Source organism: bacterium, assembly GCA_021372535.1.
Classification (GTDB): Bacteria; Latescibacterota; Latescibacteria; order Latescibacterales; family Latescibacteraceae; genus JAFGMP01.
On the sequence record JAJFUH010000153.1, the window covers coordinates 1 to 22,469 of the forward strand.

General features: G+C 49.4%; 17 protein-coding genes and 2 tRNA genes. 16 read left to right on the forward strand and 3 right to left on the reverse strand.

Translation table 11 applies throughout. The features are described from left to right. On the reverse strand, positions 1-368 hold a 368-nt coding region (locus tag LLG96_13690; GenBank protein MCE5251264.1), incomplete at its 3' end, for a 7-carboxy-7-deazaguanine synthase QueE. A 60-nt stretch (positions 369-428) separates the two neighbouring features. Beyond that, positions 429-3,518, reverse strand: coding sequence for a glycosyl hydrolase (locus LLG96_13695; protein MCE5251265.1), 3,090 nt, complete (start codon positions 3,516-3,518; stop codon positions 429-431). 988 nt (positions 3,519-4,506) lie between these two features. Here LLG96_13695 and rpiB point away from each other — a divergent pair. From rpiB to LLG96_13775, 16 genes are all read left to right on the forward strand, one after another. Beyond that, positions 4,507-4,953, forward strand: coding sequence for a ribose 5-phosphate isomerase B (gene rpiB / locus LLG96_13700; GenBank protein MCE5251266.1), 447 nt, complete (start codon positions 4,507-4,509; stop codon positions 4,951-4,953). Between the two features lie 10 nt (positions 4,954-4,963). Then, positions 4,964-7,306, forward strand: coding sequence for a hypothetical protein (locus tag LLG96_13705; protein MCE5251267.1), 2,343 nt, complete (start codon positions 4,964-4,966; stop codon positions 7,304-7,306). 1 nt (position 7,307) lies between these two features. Then, the gene (locus LLG96_13710) at positions 7,308-8,516 is read left to right on the forward strand and encodes a DUF4861 domain-containing protein (protein ID MCE5251268.1); all 1,209 of its coding nucleotides are present in this window, start codon (positions 7,308-7,310) and stop codon (positions 8,514-8,516) included. 96 nt (positions 8,517-8,612) lie between these two features. Next, positions 8,613-9,278 carry a GDSL-type esterase/lipase family protein gene (locus LLG96_13715; GenBank protein MCE5251269.1) on the forward strand — a complete coding sequence of 222 codons (666 nt, stop codon included), beginning with the start codon at positions 8,613-8,615 and terminating at the stop codon, positions 9,276-9,278. 73 nt (positions 9,279-9,351) lie between these two features. Next, the gene (locus LLG96_13720) at positions 9,352-10,383 is read left to right on the forward strand and encodes a Gfo/Idh/MocA family oxidoreductase (protein ID MCE5251270.1); all 1,032 of its coding nucleotides are present in this window, start codon (positions 9,352-9,354) and stop codon (positions 10,381-10,383) included. Positions 10,384-10,505: 122 nt separating this feature from the next. Next, complete coding sequence (locus tag LLG96_13725; protein MCE5251271.1) at positions 10,506-10,853, forward strand: cupin domain-containing protein; 348 nt, start codon at positions 10,506-10,508, stop codon at positions 10,851-10,853. An 85-nt stretch (positions 10,854-10,938) separates the two neighbouring features. Next, positions 10,939-11,025: transfer RNA gene (locus LLG96_13730), tRNA-Leu, on the forward strand. Positions 11,026-11,257: 232 nt separating this feature from the next. Next, positions 11,258-12,307, forward strand: a complete 1,050-nt coding sequence (locus tag LLG96_13735; GenBank protein ID MCE5251272.1) for a Na/Pi symporter — start codon at positions 11,258-11,260, stop codon at positions 12,305-12,307. 11 nt (positions 12,308-12,318) lie between these two features. Further along, on the forward strand, positions 12,319-12,990 hold the full coding sequence (locus tag LLG96_13740; GenBank protein MCE5251273.1) for a hypothetical protein: 672 nt from the start codon (positions 12,319-12,321) through the stop codon (positions 12,988-12,990). 562 nt (positions 12,991-13,552) lie between these two features. Next, on the forward strand, positions 13,553-15,628 hold the full coding sequence (gene fusA / locus LLG96_13745; GenBank protein ID MCE5251274.1) for an elongation factor G: 2,076 nt from the start codon (positions 13,553-13,555) through the stop codon (positions 15,626-15,628). A 250-nt stretch (positions 15,629-15,878) separates the two neighbouring features. Next, complete coding sequence (locus LLG96_13750; protein MCE5251275.1) at positions 15,879-16,622, forward strand: YebC/PmpR family DNA-binding transcriptional regulator; 744 nt, start codon at positions 15,879-15,881, stop codon at positions 16,620-16,622. A 6-nt stretch (positions 16,623-16,628) separates the two neighbouring features. After that, entirely contained in the window at positions 16,629-17,117 is a 489-nt protein-coding gene (gene ruvC, locus LLG96_13755) for a crossover junction endodeoxyribonuclease RuvC (protein MCE5251276.1), read from the forward strand. Between the two features lie 5 nt (positions 17,118-17,122). After that, on the forward strand, positions 17,123-17,761 hold the full coding sequence (locus tag LLG96_13760) for a hypothetical protein (protein ID MCE5251277.1): 639 nt from the start codon (positions 17,123-17,125) through the stop codon (positions 17,759-17,761). Between the two features lie 70 nt (positions 17,762-17,831). Next, positions 17,832-18,860 (forward strand): Holliday junction branch migration DNA helicase RuvB, encoded by a 1,029-nt coding sequence (gene ruvB / locus LLG96_13765; GenBank protein ID MCE5251278.1) that lies wholly within the window; start codon positions 17,832-17,834, stop codon positions 18,858-18,860. Positions 18,861-18,935: 75 nt separating this feature from the next. Continuing rightward, positions 18,936-19,012: transfer RNA gene (locus LLG96_13770), tRNA-Met, on the forward strand. A gap of 312 nt (positions 19,013-19,324) precedes the next feature. Then, complete coding sequence (locus tag LLG96_13775) at positions 19,325-21,322, forward strand: PAS domain S-box protein (GenBank protein ID MCE5251279.1); 1,998 nt, start codon at positions 19,325-19,327, stop codon at positions 21,320-21,322. Positions 21,323-21,354: 32 nt separating this feature from the next. Here the strand turns inward: LLG96_13775 and LLG96_13780 are convergent. Then, positions 21,355-22,469: Gfo/Idh/MocA family oxidoreductase (locus LLG96_13780; GenBank protein MCE5251280.1), on the reverse strand; the 1,115-nt coding region annotated here is incomplete at its 5' end.

Sequence of the window (22,469 nt, forward strand, 5' to 3'; positions counted from 1 at the left end):
TCTTCTCCGCTTCCCGGGCACTTGATGTCGATAATACGCCGCGCTTCCCTGTGCAGAGGCGAAGCATCGATCGTGCCGTTCGTTTCCACGCTGACCAGATATCCGAGCTCGATAAGTGTCCGGACAAGCCGGAAGGTATCATGGTGGATGAGCGGTTCTCCGCCGGTGATGCAGACAAACGGGATATCAAACATCGTAACCTCATGAACGATCTCCTCCAGAGTCATGGCGGTTCCGCCTTCACGGGCATACACGGTATCGCAGTACCGGCAGGAGAGATTACATCCGGTAAGCCTCACAAACACACAAGGAAGTCCCTGAAGGGTCGATTCCCCCTGAATGCTTGAAAATATCTCGGTTACGTTCATATCTTATCTTATCTCGCGGTGGTTCTATTGATTTGCATTTTTCTGCTTTCGTTGATTTCCTCAGTCGTTCGCAACGGACATGATTCTCACCGGGCCGATCAGTCCGGATTTCAGCAGGGGAGAATCTTTTTTATAAAATCTGTGCGGGGTAAACGTGTACCGGCCGCTGGTTCTCGGCTTGCCTTCAAGCAGCCATGCGGGCCACTTGCCATCTTTGACGCCATCATCGGGTAATCGTTCATCGCCGATAATCCTGTTCGGCCAGAGATTCGCAATTTCAATTTCAAGGCTGTTTCCGGTGCTTTTCAACGCCCCGGTCATATCGACAGTCCACGGGGCAGTCCAGACGACACCCAGGTCTTTTCCGTTCAGCCGGACCCTTGCCATGTTGTTTACTTCGCCGAGATCGAGAAAGAGTTTCGCATTATCTTTAATAACGCTGTTTTCCGGTAGATCGAACGTTTTACGATAGACCGCAATGCCGGAGTAGTAGCGTATTCCGTCTTCCGGGCGCGCAGTCCAGTCTTCGGGCCTTTCGAATACGACATTTTCCGGGCCTCCCCATTTCGGGTCAAACGAAACATTCCATGGGCCTTCCAAATCCGAGACATATTTCATGTCCGGAAAATTCTTTCTGACTGCAGGTTGCTGTGAAACGGATTTTTCAGTCCTGTCGAATACGATGAAAAAGCTTTGATGTGGTTCGAAACGCAGCGGAACAGTCGTACGGCCTTCCTTCCGGGTAAAGTCGGGGAGCGGCCTGGTTTCCGCGGTGAGAGGATCCCATAATTCGATGGAACCCTTGTCGGTGCGGAAAATGCAGTCCGCATCGACCGTTCTGTTCTCACGGTTTGCGACAAAATAAATATCCATATCGCCGGTTGTGCGAAGGGTGTACCGTATCGGGCCGGATGTTTCGAAAATTTCGGGAACGCCCATCTGTTTCAACAGTGAGGCGGTGGCATCGTACTGCGGATAGAGCTCGCCGGAATCATGGTACGAAAGATTACCGCCCCAGTAGATTACTCCTTTTCCATAACGGCGCCCGGCGATTGTCTGCGGCGGCGTCATCCCGTCCCAGAGAGCTTCCGCTTTTGAGCGAACCAGGGTATCGCATTCGGGATAATTGACGAGGCTCGGCGATTTGAGCGGAGGTGACCCCACAACCGTTGCGCCTTCTTTTATCAACGTTTCAATTTTATCCACAAGTTCCGGTGTCATCGTTTCGGTCGCGGGTAAAACGAGCAGTTCGTACGATGCCCCGCCGGGGAAAACGATTTTGTGACCCTGGACACCCGCTTTCGATATCAGCATGCCGGGCGAGCATCCGTCGAAATTGTACCCGCGCCGGTCGGGAATTACCTCGTCTTCTGTCAAAGCTGAGGAAGGAGGGAGAAAGACCTGCGGCGCGCCTTCTGGTGTCAGATATAAAACATCGGCAACCGTGCGCCCCTGCTGAAGTATGTAAGAACATCGCGAAATATACTTGTGATAGGCAGATGCCATGGGCCACCATGTCTGCCCTCTGTCCCAGTGAACGCCGTACGGGCCCATCGTCATTCCGGGACTATAGGTGTCGAAGAACGCCTTATGTGCGAATGTGTGATAAAAGAAGTGGTTGACACCGGTACAGAATGCCCAGTCTCCCTGGTTCTTCATGACGCCGGGATACTGTTTCCATGCCTCGGAATCATCCGCGGTAAACGATTCTGACGCCACGACAGGCAGACCGTAGACATGCGCGATGGATGTCGCTTCGATGCAGCTGAATGCAGAATTGAAGCCATATCCTTTGCTCCAGAACTCACACATGGGTACATCGGCCAACGCCCCGAGTTCGAGGTCGGCGCAGGGATTCATATCATAGGGTTCGATGGAGAGCCCGAAGCCATACTGGCGGCCCAGTTCCTTGATCCGCCCGGCATGATTCTCGATCACCAGTTCCTGCGCTGTGATTCGGACATCCCATAAAAACCGCTCGCTCATTTCAAGGTTACCGACGATGCAACCCGTATACGCAGGTAAAAATGGCAGGGGATCGTATCCCCGGCGGCGTTTGAATTCATCCCGGAATCCTTCGGTCCAGTTCTGTGCGCCCATTTCCCAGCTGTCCATATGCAGCATGGTCCATCCAGCCCCGGAATCCGTTTTGTGCTGCCCCACTTTTTCGATAAGTTTCCCGATATACTCGTTGAAATGGGCATCGAATGCCGCTTTATCGAATTTATCGCATTCGAATCCGAGTCCGGGATATGGCGCCGGCCTTGTGACAGCGCCGTTGTTGCGCGTTCCGAACCGCATAATCGTCCACTTACCCGGGGGAACGTCCCACTCGACCGTTCCATCCGGTTGAAGCCGGTCGGTGAGATCGATGACCGTATCTTTATCGATTGCCGTGCCGGATGGGGTAACAGGATAGTTCGCCGGTGCGGGCAAATAAGGCTTTACTCCCGGCTGCGAGGTGTATGGAGCGCGGTAGTAAAGTGCTTTTTCGTCGCTGTCGGCTATCTTTTCTTTCCGGGCGGGTGTCGGAAAGGCCAATACAAACTCATCTTTGTAATACGATTCCCACTGCTGTTTCAACTTTTCGGTAAATGCTTCCTCACCGAAGAACGGACGGCGTGGTTCAGGTACGGGAAGCACCGCTTGATATACCTGCGGGCCGGTTACCTCGGTTGAACTCGCGACCATATGCAACATTGACTGTTCCGGTTTTACCCAGGGGCCTCCGCTGCCGGTCCATCCGGGGCCGACACCCATGGTGATCTCGATTCCCAGGCTTTCGGCCTCGCTTACTGCATGCTTGAACAGTTCCTGCCATTCTTCGCTGAGAAAATCCACCGTGCCGCGCGGCACTCCGACGTTAACCTCCAGGAAGATAAGACAACCGATTCCGGCTTCCTTCATCGACTTTAAATCGGCGGTCATTGCCTCCCGTGACAGGTTGCCGTCCATGAAATACCAGTAAACTCCGGGGCGAACCGAATCGGGTGGGTTATTGAAGCCTTCAAGTATCTGCTGCTTCGATGAATGAATTGTTTTTTTATTGCAGGACAACAGGGAACACAGAGAAATGAACAAGATTAATACTAAAATTACGGTAACACTTGTTTGCAGGGATGTTTTTTTCAAAATTCTGTTTTTTTTCATTCTTGGTTCCTCTGGAATTTATTCGGTTAATTCAAAAAAGATTTTACCACAAAGACGCAAAGACATAAATAATTATAAGATATTATTTATACTATTTATAGTAATAATTAACCGTTCATATCAGAAAAGATATGGTCCTCTACAATAGTGTCCGGTAAATTTCATTTCAATCTGCATAATATATTGAAAATGCTCTGGTTTTAAATGAATCTCCCCAATTCCCGAAGTAATATCTCTTATTATTAACAACAGCCCCCATCGGCGCTTACACGCCTGTTTCCCCCGGAGGAGGCAACATAGTGCGGCGCTTGCAGTTATATCCTGCCCCCTTGTGGGGGGAAGGATGTCACGAAGTGACAGGATGGGAGCTTTTTTAAAATCTAACCGGTCAGTTCTCGTCCTCTAATAATTATTTTTTTTATAACAAATTCGCGAAAATTCGTGTTCTAATAAAATTTGCGAACAGGTCAGGAAAATCGAGAGTACATTATAGTCATTAAAGACATTATTGTTTTGCTGTATGCCGTATCTTTAATGCATTGTCTTTCCTCTCGTAACCGCCCTGAAATCCACACTGAAGTGAATTGTAATGCATTGATCATAAATAGAATATATATGATTATTGCTGGTGATTTTTAACCCCGTTGAAAAGCTCCACGGTCACAACCGTTTTTCGGAAAAAGAATGGGTGCTGTCCGCGCGAGCCGAAGGCTCGTGAGTTCACACATTCCTGAAAAACGGGCAGTGAACGGGAAAAAGGCTTTTCACGGGGTGCCCTTTCCTTGGTTACTTTCTTTGGGCACGCAAAGGAAGTAACATATAAAAAGTGTTTTAAATGGTAGGTGGTTGCCACTTCATCTTTCCACGCTTGACTGTACAGGTATCGTTTCGTATCATGTATTGTTGCCCGGAAAGAGGGCGATTTTAATTGTACGATATGAATATATGCATATGGCAGAAGCAGGTCAACTACCGTCTTGGAGGATATATGAAAGTCGCCATCGGCTCGGATCATGCGGGATTCGAAATGAAATCCTGTCTCGTCCTTGAGCTCGGAAATAAAGGAATCGATATAATTGATTGCGGCACAAATGATACGGCATCAGTCGATTATTCGGATTACGCGGGAAAAGTGTGCGGGCTCGTTACCTCGAAACAGGTTGATTTCGGCATAGTTATATGCAGTACGGGGATAGGAATTTCCATAGCCGCGAACAAGATTCACGGTATCAGGGCGGCGCTGTGCCACACCGAATTTTCCGCCCGCATGGCCCGTCAGCACAACAACGCCAATGTTCTTGCTCTCGGCGGGAGTGTGCTCGGTAAAAATCTTGCCGTCGCGATCGCGGAGGTGTTTCTTTCGGAGCCGTTTTCTCACGGGGAACGTCACATAAGGCGCATCGATAAAATGATGTCGCTCGAAGATGAAGGCTGAGGCGGCTAATATGGGATTTTTTGCCCGATTGGGGCGCCTGTATCCTTACTGTCTGGCGATAATGGTGGTCGTTTACGGTCAGGTATTCGCCGGTGAAACAACGATACGTATCGAGGAGCCGGCCGGTCTTGCCCGAAAATCATGGCCGGTCGATCTCGGTTTCCCGTTCTCACGGGGTGAGCTGAAGGATACGGAGACAATCGGAATTTACGCTCCGGATGGCTCGCCTGTCCCGGTGCAGACGAAGGTGCTGGCAACATGGCCGGATGGGAGCATACGATGGGCGCATGTCCTTTTCATGGCTGACATGAAACCCCAGACGGTCGATACCTGGCGCATGGTCTGGGGAGGAAAGAAAATCACTGCCGGAGAGGGTGGACATGTGACGGCGCGTATGGAAAAAGGGACTGTCCGGGTCGATACCGGGCCTCTCAGGATTGCCCTGTCCGGCAAGGGATTCCGCTTGTTCGACAGCATCGAGCTCAACGGGAAAACACTGTCTGCACCTTTCTGTCCCGAAGGATTCAGAATTATAACGGATGATGGGGCGGTATATGACACCGCGCACGATACATCCGCATCCCTGTCCATCGAGGAAGCGGGACCGCTCCGTGCGATAGTTCGCGCCGAGGGAGTTCACCGCGCTGAAAACGGAAAGACGCTGTTCGATTACACATGCCGGGTGTATTTTTATGCCGGGAAACCGTGGTGCGAGGTTGAATACGGATTCACGAACCGTGAGCAGCCCGATTCGGTCGATGTGGTGTCGATCAGCCTCGTTACCACGCTGCCGGGGGAGTCCGGGCGTTTCAGAGGCGCGACATCCGAGTACAAGATCGACAAATTCTGGGATTTCGATGAGCCGTTCAGCATCTATTCCGGCAGCCATGACTATTTCGGTGTTTTCGGTGGCGCTGTCATGTACCGGAGGGATGGCTCCGAGATTACCGGGATGGGGTATGAAAGCGAGGCCCGGTCACGGTGGTGGGTCGATTCCTCGGACGGCAGCCGCGGCCTGACCGTCTCGATCCGTGACATGAGCCAGAACTTCCCGAAAAAAATTCGTGCATATCCCGACAGTGTCGTTGTCGATCTGTATCCGGCAGGGGAATCCTCACCCCTTTCGTTTCACCAGGGCTGGAGCAAGACTCACACAATGCTCATGTACTTCCACGAGGGAGATGCCCGTAAAGCGGGATCGCGCGAGCTGTGCTTCTCGTGGCAGGCGCCGATGATTCCCTGGAGTCCCCGTCACATCGAAAGCGGGTGTCTGGGTGATATTTTCCCGTACAGTCCGCAAAAGTATCCGATGATCGAGCGGTCGCTCCGCACGGGTTTTATCGCGTATGAAGGCGGCGTCGGCATCGGAATGATCGATTATGGCGATACGAGAGGCTCCGGCAGCGGCGAGCGGGGTAATTTCTGGCAGAACAACGCCTTCGATGTCCCGTGGGTCTCGTACCTTCTCTTTCTGCGGGACGGCGAGTGCCGGTACTGGACACGCGCCCGATCCTCGGCGCTTCATTCCGCCGATATCGATATTGTTCACTTTTCCACGAAAACGCCGGTCGAGATCGGCGGTATCCGCATCCACGGGCCCAATCATGTGCAGTACAATGCCGAGGCCATCATGGGTACGAGTGTCGCTCCCAACCACGAATGGGTCGAGGGTCTCCTCATGACCTACCATCTCACCGGCGAAAAACGGTATTATGACCTTGCGGTCGGCATGGCGGACCATATTCTCCGGGCAATCGATGCAGGCTGGATTCTGCCGCCGTACAACGCGAAATGGAACGGCGCACGCAATCTCGGCTGGCCGCTCCTTATCTGTACGGTCATGTATGACGAAACAGGCGATAACCGTTATCTGGAAGGCGCCCGCAGGATTGTGAAGGGATTGAAGGAAATCCAGCTCGAAAATGGTTCGTTTCCCATAACCATCGGGCCCTATGTTGCCGCCGCGCCGCTCCACAACACCATCGTCATGGAAGCGCTCGGACGCTACCATGCGCTTACCGGCGATGGTGAAGCACGGGAAATTCTCATGCGGTGCATCGATTCGACGCTCGACGACCTCCGCTTTCCCGATGGCGAATTCATCTATATAACCCATCCGGATTACCGGTCCGGGTATACGAGCATGCAGTGGGGCGGTTTTCATTACGGCTATCTCTTTACGGGGGACACGAAGTATCTCGATGCTCCGTACCCTCTCATCATGAGCCAGCTTAAAAGCCGTAATTTCGGGGTTTACGGCGAGGGAGCGCTCTCATATCCGCTTCGCGGCATGCTGTTCTATCTCAATTATGCAGATAAAGCGGGAATTCTCAGGGATATTCCGGAGTACTGAAATGAAAACACAAACGAAACAATTTTTAATCGTACCCGCCGTTATTACCGTGTTCCTGTTTCTGCACGGAATATGCGACAATGCCTGTGCTCAGCAGGATACGGAAAAACCGATCGCTTTCGCGAAAAAACTCGACATCGCCATATCGAATCCGCTTGACATGAACCGTCCCGCCGAACCGGTGATTCTGGCGCTCGATGATGTCCTGAAAAAGGCGCCCGATTTTAACCGCGCTTTTTACCGGGTCAAGCATCCCGCCGGGTTATTCGAGCCGCTCGATATCCCTTCTCAGACAGCGGTGCTGCCCGGTAATCCGGGACGCGAGGGAATAGTTTTTCTCGTTGACCTCGGGCCGCGTGAACGCAAAACGGTCGAGCTGTGGTACAATCCATCCGGTTCTGACACAACGGGTTATCCTGCAAGAACGCAGTCGTTTGCCAGGTGGTACTGGATCGAAAATAATGTTGCATGGGAGAACGAGGTCATTGCATACCGGTCCTACGGCGGGATCGTGGATTTTTTTGCGAAAACCTATCCCCATCTGCGGCTGCATGATATTCCTCAGGCTTCATACCACCATGAACAGTTCTGGGGGCTCGACCCGTATCTCGTGGGTGCGAAACCCGGGCTTGGCGGCCTGGTCATGATCAATGGCGCGGTGTCCGATACATTGTATGATGCAAGAGAGAATTCTCCGCTCACGTTTGTCCATAACGCAACCGGAAAAGGGACGGTATGTACTATGGCGACTGTTGCGGTCCGGCACAACAATGTGAAAAAGTGCGAAGCCTATTATGTCCTGTATGCCGGTCGGCATGAAAACGATGTGACGCTCGTTGTTTCATCCGGTTCAGGGGAGCTTCCTGATAACGTGTTCATTGCACCGGGAATGGAGAAAATCGATGGGGGACGGTTTATAAAGGATGAGAAGAGCGGCTATTTTCTTACGTATGGCATGCCGGTCGGGGAATACGGCACCATTGGGACGGCTTTTATCTGGAATCCCGCCGATGCTCGGGGTATAGCCGAAACCGGGGACGGTTATTTTCTGAAACTCAAACCTGATTCCCGCGGCATCGCCCGCTACCGGAGCGTTGCAGTCTGGTATCGGAACAGCGCCTCGCAGCCTTCATCGTTTGCAGCGCTGGAAGAGTATGTGCGTGGACTTGCCCGTTCTTACAACAATCCGGTTGTTGTATCCGTCCGGTGAATGTTATTCTATCAAACATGATGTGTAAACTGGAACTTTGTATTTATACGTTAAAATGTAACAACTGTGCTTTTTTTAAACACTGGGAGGTTTTTCATGGTTCGTAAGATGATCGTCATGTGGTTGTCCGCTCTGTTTCTGTTCACATCGGGTGTTGGAGCGCAGAAAGTTGACAGTTTTACATCGTTCGGGGCGTATTGGCAGCATCGTACCGACCAGTTCCGACGGCTTCCGAATCCCGAACGCGAACTATGCTTTCTCGGGGACAGTATCACCGATGGGTGTGAATGGCGCGAGCTGACCGGCATCGAGCGGGTGACCAACCGCGGAATCGGCGGGGATACCGCATGGGGAGTTCTTGCACGGCTCGATGAGGTAACCGAGGGGAAACCGGAAAAAATATTTCTCATGATAGGGACAAACGACCTCGCCCGTGGAAAAACCGTGGCCCAGGTCTGTGATAAAATCGCCGAGGTTCTCGATACCATCAAAAAACAGAGCCCTCAGACAACCGTTTATCTCCAGAGCGTGCTCCCAACCGATGAACAGTTTGCGCCAACTTATAAAAATGAAAATATCGATCCGCTCAATGAAGAGCTGAAGAAACTCGCGGCTGAGAAAAATGTGACATGGGTCGATCTTGTCCCTCTGTTCAAGGGCGGGAACGGTAAAATGAAAGGCGAGCTTTCGGAGGACGGGCTCCATCTCAACGGGAAGGGGTATTACCTCTGGTACTCGGCAATCAGGAAGTATCTCTGGTGACAGAAGAGCGTGTAATGAATCGGATTTCTGCGGTTGCAGAGATGGTAATGTGTTGAATCAGAAGGAGAATACCATGCAGTTGAAAGTCAATATCATCGGTCTCGGAATCATGGGGAAAAGCGTCGGGCGCGCCCTTTCACGAAATCAGTCGATAAAACTGACCGCCGCCGCCGACCTGAAACCGGAAAATCTCGAGACTGCGAAAGCCGAACTGGGATTCGAAAAATCGTACACCGACTATGAAACGATGATCGCCGCCGAGAAACCCGACGCCGTATACATTGCCACCCCTGACTGGGCTCATTTCAAGCCTGTCATGGCATGCCTCGAAGCCGGGATTCATGTTCATGTGGAAAAACCCCTGACAACGAGCGAACAGGAAGCTGCTGCCATCGTCCGCAAGGTCAGGGATACCGGTCTCAAGCTCCAGGTTTCGTACAATCACCGCTGGCTTGCGCCGTACAACGCCACCTATAACATGATCCATGAGGGCCAGATCGGCGATTGTATCATGGGATACGCCCGTAAGAACAATCCTATTCAGGTTCCTACGAAAATGATACCGTGGTCGAAAGACAGCTCGCCGATGTGGTTTCTATCCGGCCATGATATCGATCTCATGACCTGGTGGTTCAATGACGATCCTGTCGAGGCCAAGGGTTACGGTATCAAGCGGGTACTCAAACAGAAATTCGGCTGGGACACCTATGATGCCATGCAGGGCCTTGTGAAATTCTCGCGGGGCGGATTTGCGACCTTTGAATCGACATGGATATATCCCGATACCCATCCGGCCATGCCCGATTCGTTCATGGAGGTTGTCGGGGAGCACGGTCATATTCATCTCGACCGTAAAACTGAGGCTATCGAAATGTCGACTCCCGAAGCGTTCAAGTGGCCCCGTTCGCTTTTGAATTACAAGGTTTTTGACCGATGGGTCGGCGCTTTCCCCTCCTGTATCAACAGTTTTATCGACGATATTCTGGAGGACAGGAAACCGGTTGTTTCTGCGTATGACGGCTGGAGGTCGACCGCTGTTCTCGATGCCATTCACCGGTCTGCCGATTCGGGCGAAACGGTCAGGATATCCGAACCGCCTTTATGACAGACTAATCATGAGGGCTGTAAATAAGATGGTTGTGGCTTAACGGTTTGGTTGTATTATTTGACATGTGAGTTATAAAAGGGGCTACACAAATATATTTTGCGCCCCGCGAGGAGATTGGAATGGATCCAGAAAAAATTAAAAATTTCTTTAATGAAACCGACCTCGAAACCGAGATTGTGGAGGGCGATATCCGCCGTGTAATCTATACCGCGGACAATATCCAGGTCATTTTGTACCATTTTCCGCCGAATAAGGCGTTCCCGGTTCATTCGCATGATAAACAGGAGCAGCTCGGATATCTCGTGAGCGGAAAAATGGGTTTTATGGTCGGCGGGAAAAATCGGACACTGTTACCCGGGGATTTTTATTATGCACCCATAGGTGTTGAGCATAATGCGTGGACCATGGAAGAGCCATCGGTACTCCTTGATTTTTTTGCACCCCCGCGTCAGGATTTGGTGAAGTAGTATACGATACTGCCTGTTACTGAAAACTTTTCTGTTGTCTGGGTAATAATATTATAGTATATTTACACACTGTTTGCATTCAGGTGCCGAAGTGGTGGAATTGGTAGACGCACCGGTTTCAGGGACCGGCGGGCGCAAGCCTGTGGGGGTTCAAATCCCCCCTTCGGCACCATAAATTCCTTTCATCCAGTTTTCTGTTCCATGCTCGACATCCAGTCCAAATAATTATTGACCGGCTCATGGTTTATTCAATGCACATATGCTTTCTGCTGTGGGGATTTCCGTATTGCGTTCTCCTGCGGAAAAAATCATGAGGAGTTTTTTACAACGATTGGATACGGAGTAATATGCTGAAGAATAAAACCGGCCTCCTTCCGGGCAATCTTATCACAGCTTTTGAATTTATGAAGGTGTTCTTTTTTGTCTATTGCTTTTTGTTAAGCATAGAAATGATGGGGATTTCATTTAAAGCCTCAAAGGATACCTTACAGCCTCTAATGGCGCACACCACATCCAATCCTTTCCTCGGCCTTATCATTGGCATAGTAACAACAAGTATTATCCAGAGTTCTTCCACGACGACATCGATTGTTGTTGCCATGGTTGCCGGAGGCACTCTCCAGCTGCAGAACGCAATTCCGATTATCATGGGGGCCAATATCGGAACCACAGTCACCAACACGATTGTGTCTTTCGGTTATATCGGCCGTAAAACAGAGTTCGAGCGGGCGTTCGGCGGTTCCATCGTTCATGATATCTTTAATATTTTAGCAGTGCTGATTCTCTTTCCTGTCGAGTTGTATACCGGTATCCTTTATAAATCCTCATTGTTCCTCACGAGAGTGTTTGAGGGAGCGGGAGGGTTTAAATTTGTCAGCCCCCTGAAGTATGTTGTCGAGCCGGTGGCGCATACTGTTGCACGGTTAATAGGCAATCACTATGTCCTTCTTGTTGTTGCCCTGCTTTTCCTCTTTTTCTCCATGAAGAAGATAGTTGAGAATATGAGGGGCATCGTTATGGAAAAGGTTGAGGCTGTCCTCAACAGATATCTTTTCAGAAATGCACTCATCAGTCTTCTTTTCGGCATGCTGTTCACGGCGACCGTACAGTCCAGTTCCATAACCACTTCAATCGTCGTACCGCTTGTCGGCGCGGGTTTATTGAATATCCAGCAGATTTTCCCTTACACTCTCGGCGCCAATGTCGGAACAACGATTACCGCAATTCTTGCCGCGCTCACCTTCGGCATGGAAGCTTCGATGGCTGTGGCGTTTTCACACCTGCTGTTTAATATATTCGGAATAATGATAATATTCCCCATGAGATTCGTTCCCATCTGGTTCGCAAAAACAATTGCCCATTTTGTGGCAAAATCAAAAAAGCATTTTATTATTTTTCTTGTTATCTATATATTATTGCACGTTGTGCCCATTGTATTCGCATTGTTTGAATAGGAAGGTGACTGATGTTTAAGCAGTTGATGCAGATATGGTCCGGACAGGCTTTTTCCCAGAGGGTTGTGGATGAATTTTTAACGATGCTTGACCGGTCCGAGGAAATGCTCGAATATGCGTTTAAAGTCCTCACAAAAAACAGTAAAGGCAGAAAATGCAGTGAAAAAATATACGAAAAAGATCAGAGCATAAACCTTACTGAACGTGAGATTCGCAAACAGATACTTATTCATCTTTCAATGAATCCGTCAAGCAACATCGGCGCCAGCCTTTCGTTGATAAGTATCGTGAAAGACGCCGAACGTCTCGGTGATTATGTGAAAAATCTGTTTGAGCTGAGAGATATCATCAAAGATTGTAACGATGACAGCGGACTGTTTAAAAAACTGTTTGAAGTCACGGGCAACGATCTCCTTGAGCTTTTCAAGAATGTTTCGATTGCATTCAGAAATTCTGATAAAGACATTGCAATTCAGGCGATAAACACCGGATATAACATATCGAAACGGTGTGAGGAAATAATCGATCAGGTCATAAATTCCGATTACAATGCCCGTCAGGCTGTCGTTCTTGCCCTCGGCGCACGGTATATGAAACGTATTGCCCGGCATCTCACGAACATCGTATCGTCGATTATAAATCCGCTGCCGGAGCTGGATTATAAACCCGTCGACGATGAATAGAAACACATAATATTTATTCGTAACATGCCCACAGGCCTGATATAATGATTTTCTTCCCTCTCCTGTTTACGGGAGAGGGACAGAGAATGAGGGTAATACCGTACAATACCCTCATCATTTCAAAGATTTCGAACAATACGTTACTCCGTGTCTCCGCGGTAAAAGTGTTTATAAATAATCCCGGGGCTTTCACCGAAAAGTGTTTCCGGCGCCCGGATTGAAAGAGCGCAAGAGTCTCACTTTTCAGCGATCGTCCGGCATTTCGATGCCGGATAACGTCATACATAGCTTGTTTCGGCATCTATTCCTGATGTTGGTATCATTATTTATTCGTCGGTGCATTGTTATAATCCGCTGTAATCCCCGCAATTCTTCAGTTTTATATTCCCATTTAATCCATGTATCCCGTTAATCCCGGTTCCATTTTTATTTTATTGAGGATTGTTTATAAGTGTAGCTTGACTTGTCGGTTGGATAATAGTAAATTTGATAAAATATTCTATGGCATGATTTTTATGTCGGGGACAATAAAATTTTAATCGGTATACAACGGGGGAATCAGGTGAAAGTATACGAAACAAAAAACATCCGTAATGTCGTCTTGCTTGGTCATGGATCTTCCGGTAAAACCACGCTTTCCGAGGCAGCTCTTTTCACAACCGGTGCTGTAGGCAGGATGGGAAAAGTCGAAAACGGAACGACAAAATCCGACTATCTGGAAGATGAAACAAAACGTCAGATATCAATAAGTACCTCCCTTATGCAGGCTGAATGGAATGACTGTAAAGTCAATATACTCGATACCCCCGGATATGCCGATTTTGTAGGTGAGGTCATTTGCGGGCTCAGCGCTGCTGATACCGCGCTCCTTGTCATAGATGCCCTGACCGGCCTCGAGGTCGGAACCGAAAACGCATGGGAACTGTGTGAGAACGGTGATAAGCCAAGGATTATCGTTGTAAACCGTTGCGGTAAGGAAAATGCAAAAGTGGAAGATGTTCTCAAGTCCATTCAGGACCGTTTCGGCATCAGGGCGCTTCCTACCCAGATACCCATCAATCCGGGTGTCGGGTTCAACAGGATTATCGATATTGTCGGCATGAAAGAATATACCTATAAACTCGATGGCGACGGTAAAGGCGCTGCCGGTGATATTTCCGGGAATCTGAAAGCAAAGGCCGAAGAGTTCCACGAAAAACTCATCGAGGCTGCCGCTGAGAGTGATGATTCACTCATGGAGAAATTTTTTGAATCAGGACTGACTCCCGAAGAAGTAATTATCGGTGTCAAAAAGGCGATCCTCGAAAAGACCCTCTATCCTGTCGTGTTTACCGATGGCTATTCCAATGTCGGGGTCGATCTCCTTCTTAAACTGATCGTTGAAAGCGCACCCTCTCCGGAGGAAATGCCAAACATTACCGCCAATAAATCCGGAAATGATACGATTGAGCTCAAACCATCGGTCAATGCTCCTCTTGCCGTTCGGGTTTTCAAGACTGTTATCGAGCAGCACGTCGGTGAGCTTTCTCTGTTTCGTGTATTTTCCGGCTCATATAAAACGGGTGATGAGCTGTATAATGCGAATCACAGCACTACAGAAAAACCCACTTCCATGTTTACGCTTATAGGAAACGAGCGGACCGATTTGACCTCCGTCAATGCCGGTGATATTGGCACGTTTGTCAAGATGAGGGGAACCAAGACGGGTGATACGCTTTGCACCAAGCAGATGCAGCTTACGCTTCCGGCCCTCGCATTCCCCGAACCGGTCATGGATGTCGCGGTCTATCCGAAAACAAAGGGAGACGAAGACAAGGTATCACAGGGGCTTTCAAAACTCCGTGACGAGGATCCGTCCTTCAAGGTTTCTCCCAATGCTGAATTAAAACAGATTATTCTCGAAGGTCTGGGCGGTGTTCATATCGATGTCATCGTCGACCGGTTCAAAAGGAAATTCGGGGTTGAAGTCGAATTACGGGAACCAAAAATCCCCTACAGGGAGACCATTACCGGCAAATCGGATGAGAAATACCGTTACAAGAAACAGACCGGCGGCCGCGGCCAGTACGGCGAGGTTTATTTCCGTATGGAACCTCTGCCCCGTGGGGCGGGATTCGAATTTGCGGATGAAATCAAGGGCGGTGTCATTCCCTCGCGGTTTATTCCTGCTGTGGAAAAGGGAATTGTCGAGGCCATGGAGCGGGGTCCGCTGTCTCACTGTAAAGTGATCGATGTGAAGGTCAGTCTTTATTACGGTTCGTTCCATACGGTCGACTCATCGGAACTCGCCTTCAAGATGGCATCCTCGATGTGCTTCAAGGAATGTTTCCTTAAAGCACGACCGATACTTCTGGAACCGATTTATAATATAGAAGTTAAAGTTCCTGATATTTATACAGGTGATGTGATGGGCGACCTCTCGTCACGGCGCGGGAAAATCATGGGCATGGAGCCATCCGGAATCTTTCAGGTTATAAAGGGGCAGGTTCCTCTCGCCGAGCTCTATATGTATGCCACGCATCTCCGGTCGCTCACCCAGGGCCGAGGGGCATATTCACGGTCTTTTTCGCACTACGAAATGGTTCCGCCCGATATTTCGCAGAAGATAATCGAAGCAACAAAAGCGGAACAGGAATGATTGAAATTATATTTTCTGGCGGGGCATGTAAACGCCCCGCCGGTATTCCATTGTACCCTGAATCCAGTAAACGCACGACATCAGGGCGGTATGCCATGAACCAGATTATCTCGCGTACTCTTCATCCTCCGTTAAACTGATCAGGCGCTTTCCCCGTTGTTCAGAAGCTGATTCTGTACGCAGATAAAACGTGTGTTGTACAGAGTCTTGAAAAAAACAGCAGCTGTTGCATAGACAGGAGTACACGATCATGTCCGGTCATTCCAAGTGGGCAACCATACGCCGTAAAAAGGGCGCACAGGATGCCAAAAGAGGGAAGATTTTTACAACCATTATTAAAGAAATTCAGTTAGCCGCCCGTGACGGCGGCGGTGATGATGATGCGAATCCCCGGTTAAGAACAGCCATTGCAGCCGCCAAGGCTGCCAACATGCCGCATGAAAATATTAAAAGAGCCATCCAGAGGGGCACCGGAGAACTCCCCGGTGTCAATTACGAAGAGGTAAATTACGAGGGATACGGACCCGGCGGAGTTGCCATTCTTATTGAATGTGTGACTGATAACAAGCAGAGAACGGTTTCCGAAATCCGTCATCTTTTCAGTAAATTCAACGGTTCTCTTGCGGAAAATGGCGCAGTATCGTGGATGTTCGACGCCAAAGGTGTTCTCACTTTCGACCGGAGTTCCATCGATGAGGACACGCTCATGGAGCATGTTATCGAGTCCGGAGCCGATGATATGAGCTCGGATGAAGATGAATATGAGGTGACATGCGCGCCGAAAAAATTCCCCTCCGTGCTGGCATATTTCGATTCCAAAGGAATAAAATACATCAACGCCGAAATTGCCAAGGTTCCCCAGTCGGTTATCAAGGTCGAGGGGAAAGATGCCAGAACGCTTATGAAACTCATGGAAGGCATTGAAGAAAACGAAGATGTTCAGAAGGTCTGGTCGAATTTCGATATCGATATTGAAGTGCTGGAAGAAGAATAACCGATCATGAGAGTTCTCGGTGTGGATCCCGGGCTTCAGGTGACAGGTTACGGTCTTGTTGTTGACAGTTCGGGTGTTCCGGTGCTGGTCGAGGCAGGCGTGATACGGAGCAAACCATCACATCCGCTTGAACGGAGACTTCTCGATTTATTCAACGGAATGAAAAATGTCATAGATGATCTGCACCCCGATGTGGTATCTGTCGAGGATATCTACTCCCATTATAACCATCCGAAAACCGCAGTGATCATGGGACATGCACGTGGCGTTTTGTTTCTTGCCGCAGGGAATGCCGGTATCCCCGTGGTTTCATATTCCGCCACACGGATAAAAAAATCTCTGACCGGGGCCGGGCGGGCATCGAAAGATCAGATTGCCCGCATGATATGCCGTGTCCTGCGCTGTGATGTGATCAAGGGACCGGTCGATGTTACCGATGCCCTTGCTGCCGCTCTTTGTCATCTCAATGTCGTATCCCATGGCGGTGTATTGTGATTGTCATGATGCGCGGAATACTCTCCGGTGTCGAGAAAGACCTGGCGCTCCTTGAAATTCAAGGGATTACGTATGGCATATACATTACCCAGGCTGTCGCGGATCGTCTCATCGCATCCGGCAAAGTGGGACAGGAAGTCGTTTTTCACACCTTTTCCTATGTCGAGGGGAATCCCGGGCTGGGAAATCTATTTCCCCGTATTGTCGGATTTCCCAACAAGACCGACCTCGACTTTTTCCTGATGCTGACCACTGTTCAGGGGCTCGGCGTTAAAAGAGCTCTCCGTACCCTGACAATACCGGTCAAGGACATGGCCCGCGCTATCGAGCTGGATGATGTGGCTGCCCTGAAGAAACTCCCGGAAATCGGCGGAAAAACCGCACAGAAGATAATCGTCGAGCTCAAGGGGAAAGCCGCGCGGTTCGCGCTGCTCAGGGAAGAAGAAGTTCTCGCAGCCGCCGTGACAGGCGGGATGGAAGAGGAATTTCAGCGTGATGCCGTGGATATTCTTATGCAGCTTCAATATAATCAGCAGGAAGCCGAACAGCTTGTTATCCAGACTGTCAAGACCCATCCGGATATTACAGCCGCCGAAGAGCTCATTCAGGAAATATTCAAACGTCAGGTCGGGACGCAAAACTGATTTGTTGAAATATACATTTACCGGCGTTTGTTCTTCCGGTACTTTTTTTACATGATGCGGGGTAGAGATCATGACACGAGAGAGGCTGGTTACCGGTGCGCCGGTATCCCCTGAGGAAGAGGATTTTACCTGGAGTCTCCGGCCCAAAACCATCGATGAATATATCGGGCAGCAGAATATCATCGATAAACTCGCCATTTCCATCGAAGCCTCGAACAGACGAAGCGAGCCTCATGAGCACCTTATCCTCTACGGGCCTCCGGGACTCGGTAAAACCACGCTTGCGCACATCATCGCGAAGGAAAAAGATGCCCGGCTCGTCACCTCATCGGGACCGTCGCTGACGAGGATAGCCGATCTCATGGGGATACTCACCAACCTCGAAAAATCCGATATCCTTTTTATCGATGAGATTCACCGGCTTCCCAAGACGGTGGAGGAATTCATCTACCCTGCGATGGAGGATTTCAGGGTGGATTTTATTGTCGATAAAGGGCCGTTCTCAAAGATTATCAATGTACCGCTGAAACGGTTTACCCTCATCGGCGCGACCACCCGTGTCGGGCTTTTGTCGGCGCCGCTCCGGGATCGTTTCGGCATATCCTATCATCTCGATTTTTACCCGCCCGCTGAGATTCAACTGATTATAATCCGCTCTGCACGGATTCTGCAGGTTGAAATCGACGATGAGGGATCCCATATAATCGCCGACCGGTCACGGGGAACGCCGCGGATTGCAAACCGCCTCCTGCGAAGAGTCCGTGATTACGCACTCGTGAAAGCCGATGGCCATATCAATGCCGGCATTGCGGAAAAGTCGCTCACCATGGAGGGCATTGACCATAGAGGTCTCGACGAGCTCGACCGCTCGTTCCTCAAAGTTATCATCAACTACTATAACGGCGGGCCGGTCGGGATCGATGCCGTTGCCGCAACGCTGTCCGAAGAGGTTGATACCCTCGAGGAGCTTGTGGAGCCCTATCTTCTCAAAATCGGGTTCCTCATGCGAACCAAGCGGGGGAGAATGGTAAGCCAGGAGGCTTACAGGCATCTGGGAATCCCGTTCGGGGGGACAGTACAGGGAAATATATTCGAATAGTGCCGGTCAATGACGGATATTCCGCTATTTTATACTTGCTGAAAATATGCCGATTCGTTATATTTTCAGTCCGATGGCGGCGTAGCTCAGCTGGTTAGAGCAGTGGAATCATAATCCACGTGTCCGGGGTTCGAATCCCTGCGCCGCTACCAGAATATGAACATGAGCCTGGGAGGTTATCCGGGTTCTTTTTTTTGCCCTATGTGATAATAAACTCCGTGTTATCTGTGTCCCCGTGGTAAAATTCTTTCCACTACATGCTGATAAATCTCGATTATCCTTGTGTCTGCCCGGATTACCGGAATATTTTTGACGTAACTGACCCATCGAATTATTTTATGAAATATTGAGTATTATGAACTGATTGGATTAAAAAAGTCACACTTTTATATTATTTTTTTGGTATTATGTGCAAAACAGGAAGTTGAGAATCTCTTTATGGTATCTCCGAACGGAATTTTGCTATGGTAAAGAAAAAAATTCTGATCGTGGAAGACGAGATCATCATTGCGGAAGATATTTCCGGAATGCTGAAACGTCTGGGATATGTCATTGCCGGACTGGTGACGACAGGAGAAGATGCCGTTCGTTATGCCGAAACGGCCCGTCCCGATCTTGTTCTCATGGATATCGTGCTTGGCAGGGGAATTGACGGTATCGAAGCTGCGAAGACGATTTTCGACCGTTTTGAAATTCCTGTGGTCGTTATAACGGCATATTCGGATAAAAATATGCTCCGCCGCGCCAGAATCGACGGGCTCTTTGGATACATCGTCAAGCCGTTCACCATAGAAACTCTGGAGACCACACTTGCCGTGGCTTTTTATAAACACGATACGGAACGTAAACTCCTTGAATATAAAAGGGCTGTCGAAAGCGTCGATGATTTGATCATCGCTGTCGATAAAAATTATCGTTATCTGTTCGCAAACACGGTTTTTTTGAATTATCACAATATGAATCATGAACGAATTGTCGGCCAGCATGTCCATGAAATTCTGGGAAAAGATGTTTATGACAAATTTCTAAAACAGAAATTTGACCTCTGCCTGCATGATGTGACGGTCAATTTTGAGATGAATATGTCCTATCCTGATATTGGTGACAGAAATCTGGCGGTCACCTGTAATCCGCTCAAGAGCGAAAGAGGAGAAATCACGGGTATTGTCGCTCTTATCAAAGATATAACCGAACAGAAACGGGTGGAGATGAAACTGCGGAAAAGCGAGGAGAGATATCGCCTTCTGATGGAAAATGCCGGTATCGGAATCGGTTATATTGATACGGAGGGTACGATTCTGCTCATGAATAACAGGTGGCGCGAAGACTTACAAAAACGCGCCGATGAAGTAATCGGGAGGCCTGTACACGAAGTATTCGGGCAGCAATGGGGTGATATCATTATGGAACGGATCAACCAGGCTGTTCTTTCTGCTTATCCGCAAAACTATGAGGACAAAATCGATCTGCCGGCTGGGGAAAAATGGTTTTTGACAAATTACAGCACAGTGTCGGCTGCCGATTCTGCCTGTACCGAAGTACAGATCATATCGACAGACATAACCGAACGCAAACAGTCAAAAGAGGTTATTAAAAACGTTGAAGAACGGTACCGGGATATTGTAGAAGATTCTGCCGATTTTGCCTGTACCCTCGATTTAAAAGGAAATTTCACCAGCGTCAACAGGGCGGCGGAGCGTCTTACCGGTTTCTCCATGGCTGAATTGGTGGGAATGAATTTCAGGGATTACACGACAAAAGAATCAGGAAAAAAGCTTTTTCAGTCTTTCCGTCGGCTCTTGAGAACAGGGGAACCTTTACGGGATTTTCCCTGTGATGTGATAGTCAAAGATGGTTCCGTGAAATATTTCGAAATCAACGCCACCCTGTTAAAGAACGGTGATGACCCCATCGGTTTTCAGGGGATTTCGAGAGATGTAACCGAGCGAAAATTCATCGAGTTACAAAAGCATGTTCTGCAGAACATACGTGAAAAAATAATGAATTTACCCCAAACGGCAGATATCCGTCAGGTTCTTCAGATTGTCAGGGATGGTCTTGAAAATCTGGGAGTGCCATTCCGCAACTGCGGGATCAATATAATAGATACGGCACATGAACCACCGGAAATATATTCATATGATTTCGTCGGGAAACGGATGTTGACCATCAATGCATCGGAGACAGGGGAAAAGGTTATTGTTCAAATCTGGCGTGAAGGTAAAACTGCCTACCGGAGGGACCTCTATACGGTGGATACCTATGGCGAGCTTGTAAATATCGAAAAATTGTTTTACGATACCATACGTTCCGTCATAGATGTCCCTTTCTTACAGGGTACGTTGGCGGTCAGCAGCCACAAACCCGATGCGTTCTCGGATCGGGACATTGCCGTTCTTGAAGAGATGGCGCAGATTCTTACTCTCTATGTTTCCAAAGGCGGCCGGCAAGGAAACTCTTAACGGTACCTCTGATTATCTGTACGGTTCTCAGATCACGGTATCACATCCCACTTTTCGATACGGACTGTCGGGAGACGGTAATCGCCTACCTCGTCCGGTGTGACAGGTCTGTTTCCCTCACGGGCTGATTTGTATGCGGCGATGATGACTTTCAGCCTGTTGAGGATATCGTCGCGGGTTTCGAGCGATTTATTGGTCACGAACACTTCCTGAATGTCCATGATTATACCCTGCAGCGTCCCCTCGTATTTACCCCAGTTGGTATTTGTGACACCCTCCAAGACCGTATGGTCCTGGTAGTATACCTTGTACCATTCCGTCGATTTGCTGAATCCCCCGAGAGTCAGTACTCCCTGGATGGGCGGATTATTCCCCCTCGGCTCGTATTCGAGGTTGATTCTCGATGCGGGGATTCCGGTCGGATCGTACCCTTCCGAGCCATTCCACCCGTGGAGCGCGACCTTTCTGACTCCGGGGCCGATGAGGCGGTAGACAGGATCGAGGCCGTCGGGGGCATAGGACGTATAGAACGCAAACGATGTCGATGCGAAAAACGAGGCGATATTGTCGCGCTGGATACGGTCATACCGCAGAACATTTTCAAACAGGCACTGGCTGTATGCGCCGGTATAAACTGCGGCTCCGTGTTGTTCCGCGAGATCGAGCAGCTTTTCGCATTCGGGAACGCTCACTGCCACGGGTGAACAGATATAGATGGGCAGACCTCTTTTCAGGAACGGCTCGGCGAGTTCATACGCCCTGTCGAAATCCATGATCATGACGGCGTCGACTTCACCCACCATTTCATGAAAATCCTTGCAGACATTGGGGATTCCGCACTGCTGCGCAATTCCGCGGGGAGAATGGTTCTCGTCGTTCCAGAAATCGAGCATTTTTTTCACATATTCCGGGGAACCCTTGTAGTTTTTCGAGTAATCATCGCCCCAGATATGGGTTATCCGCATGAAGAGATTGTTGAAATCCCGAAAAGTATTATTGATGACATGATTGAAAGTGCCGTAAAATGAGAACGGCCCCGTCCCGAGAACACCGACACGCAGTATCTTGACTGAATCCGGCATTTTTTTCTCCGCCATACCTGCCTCCCTGTCATGAATATCCGAATATATCCGATTATTCCCTGAAA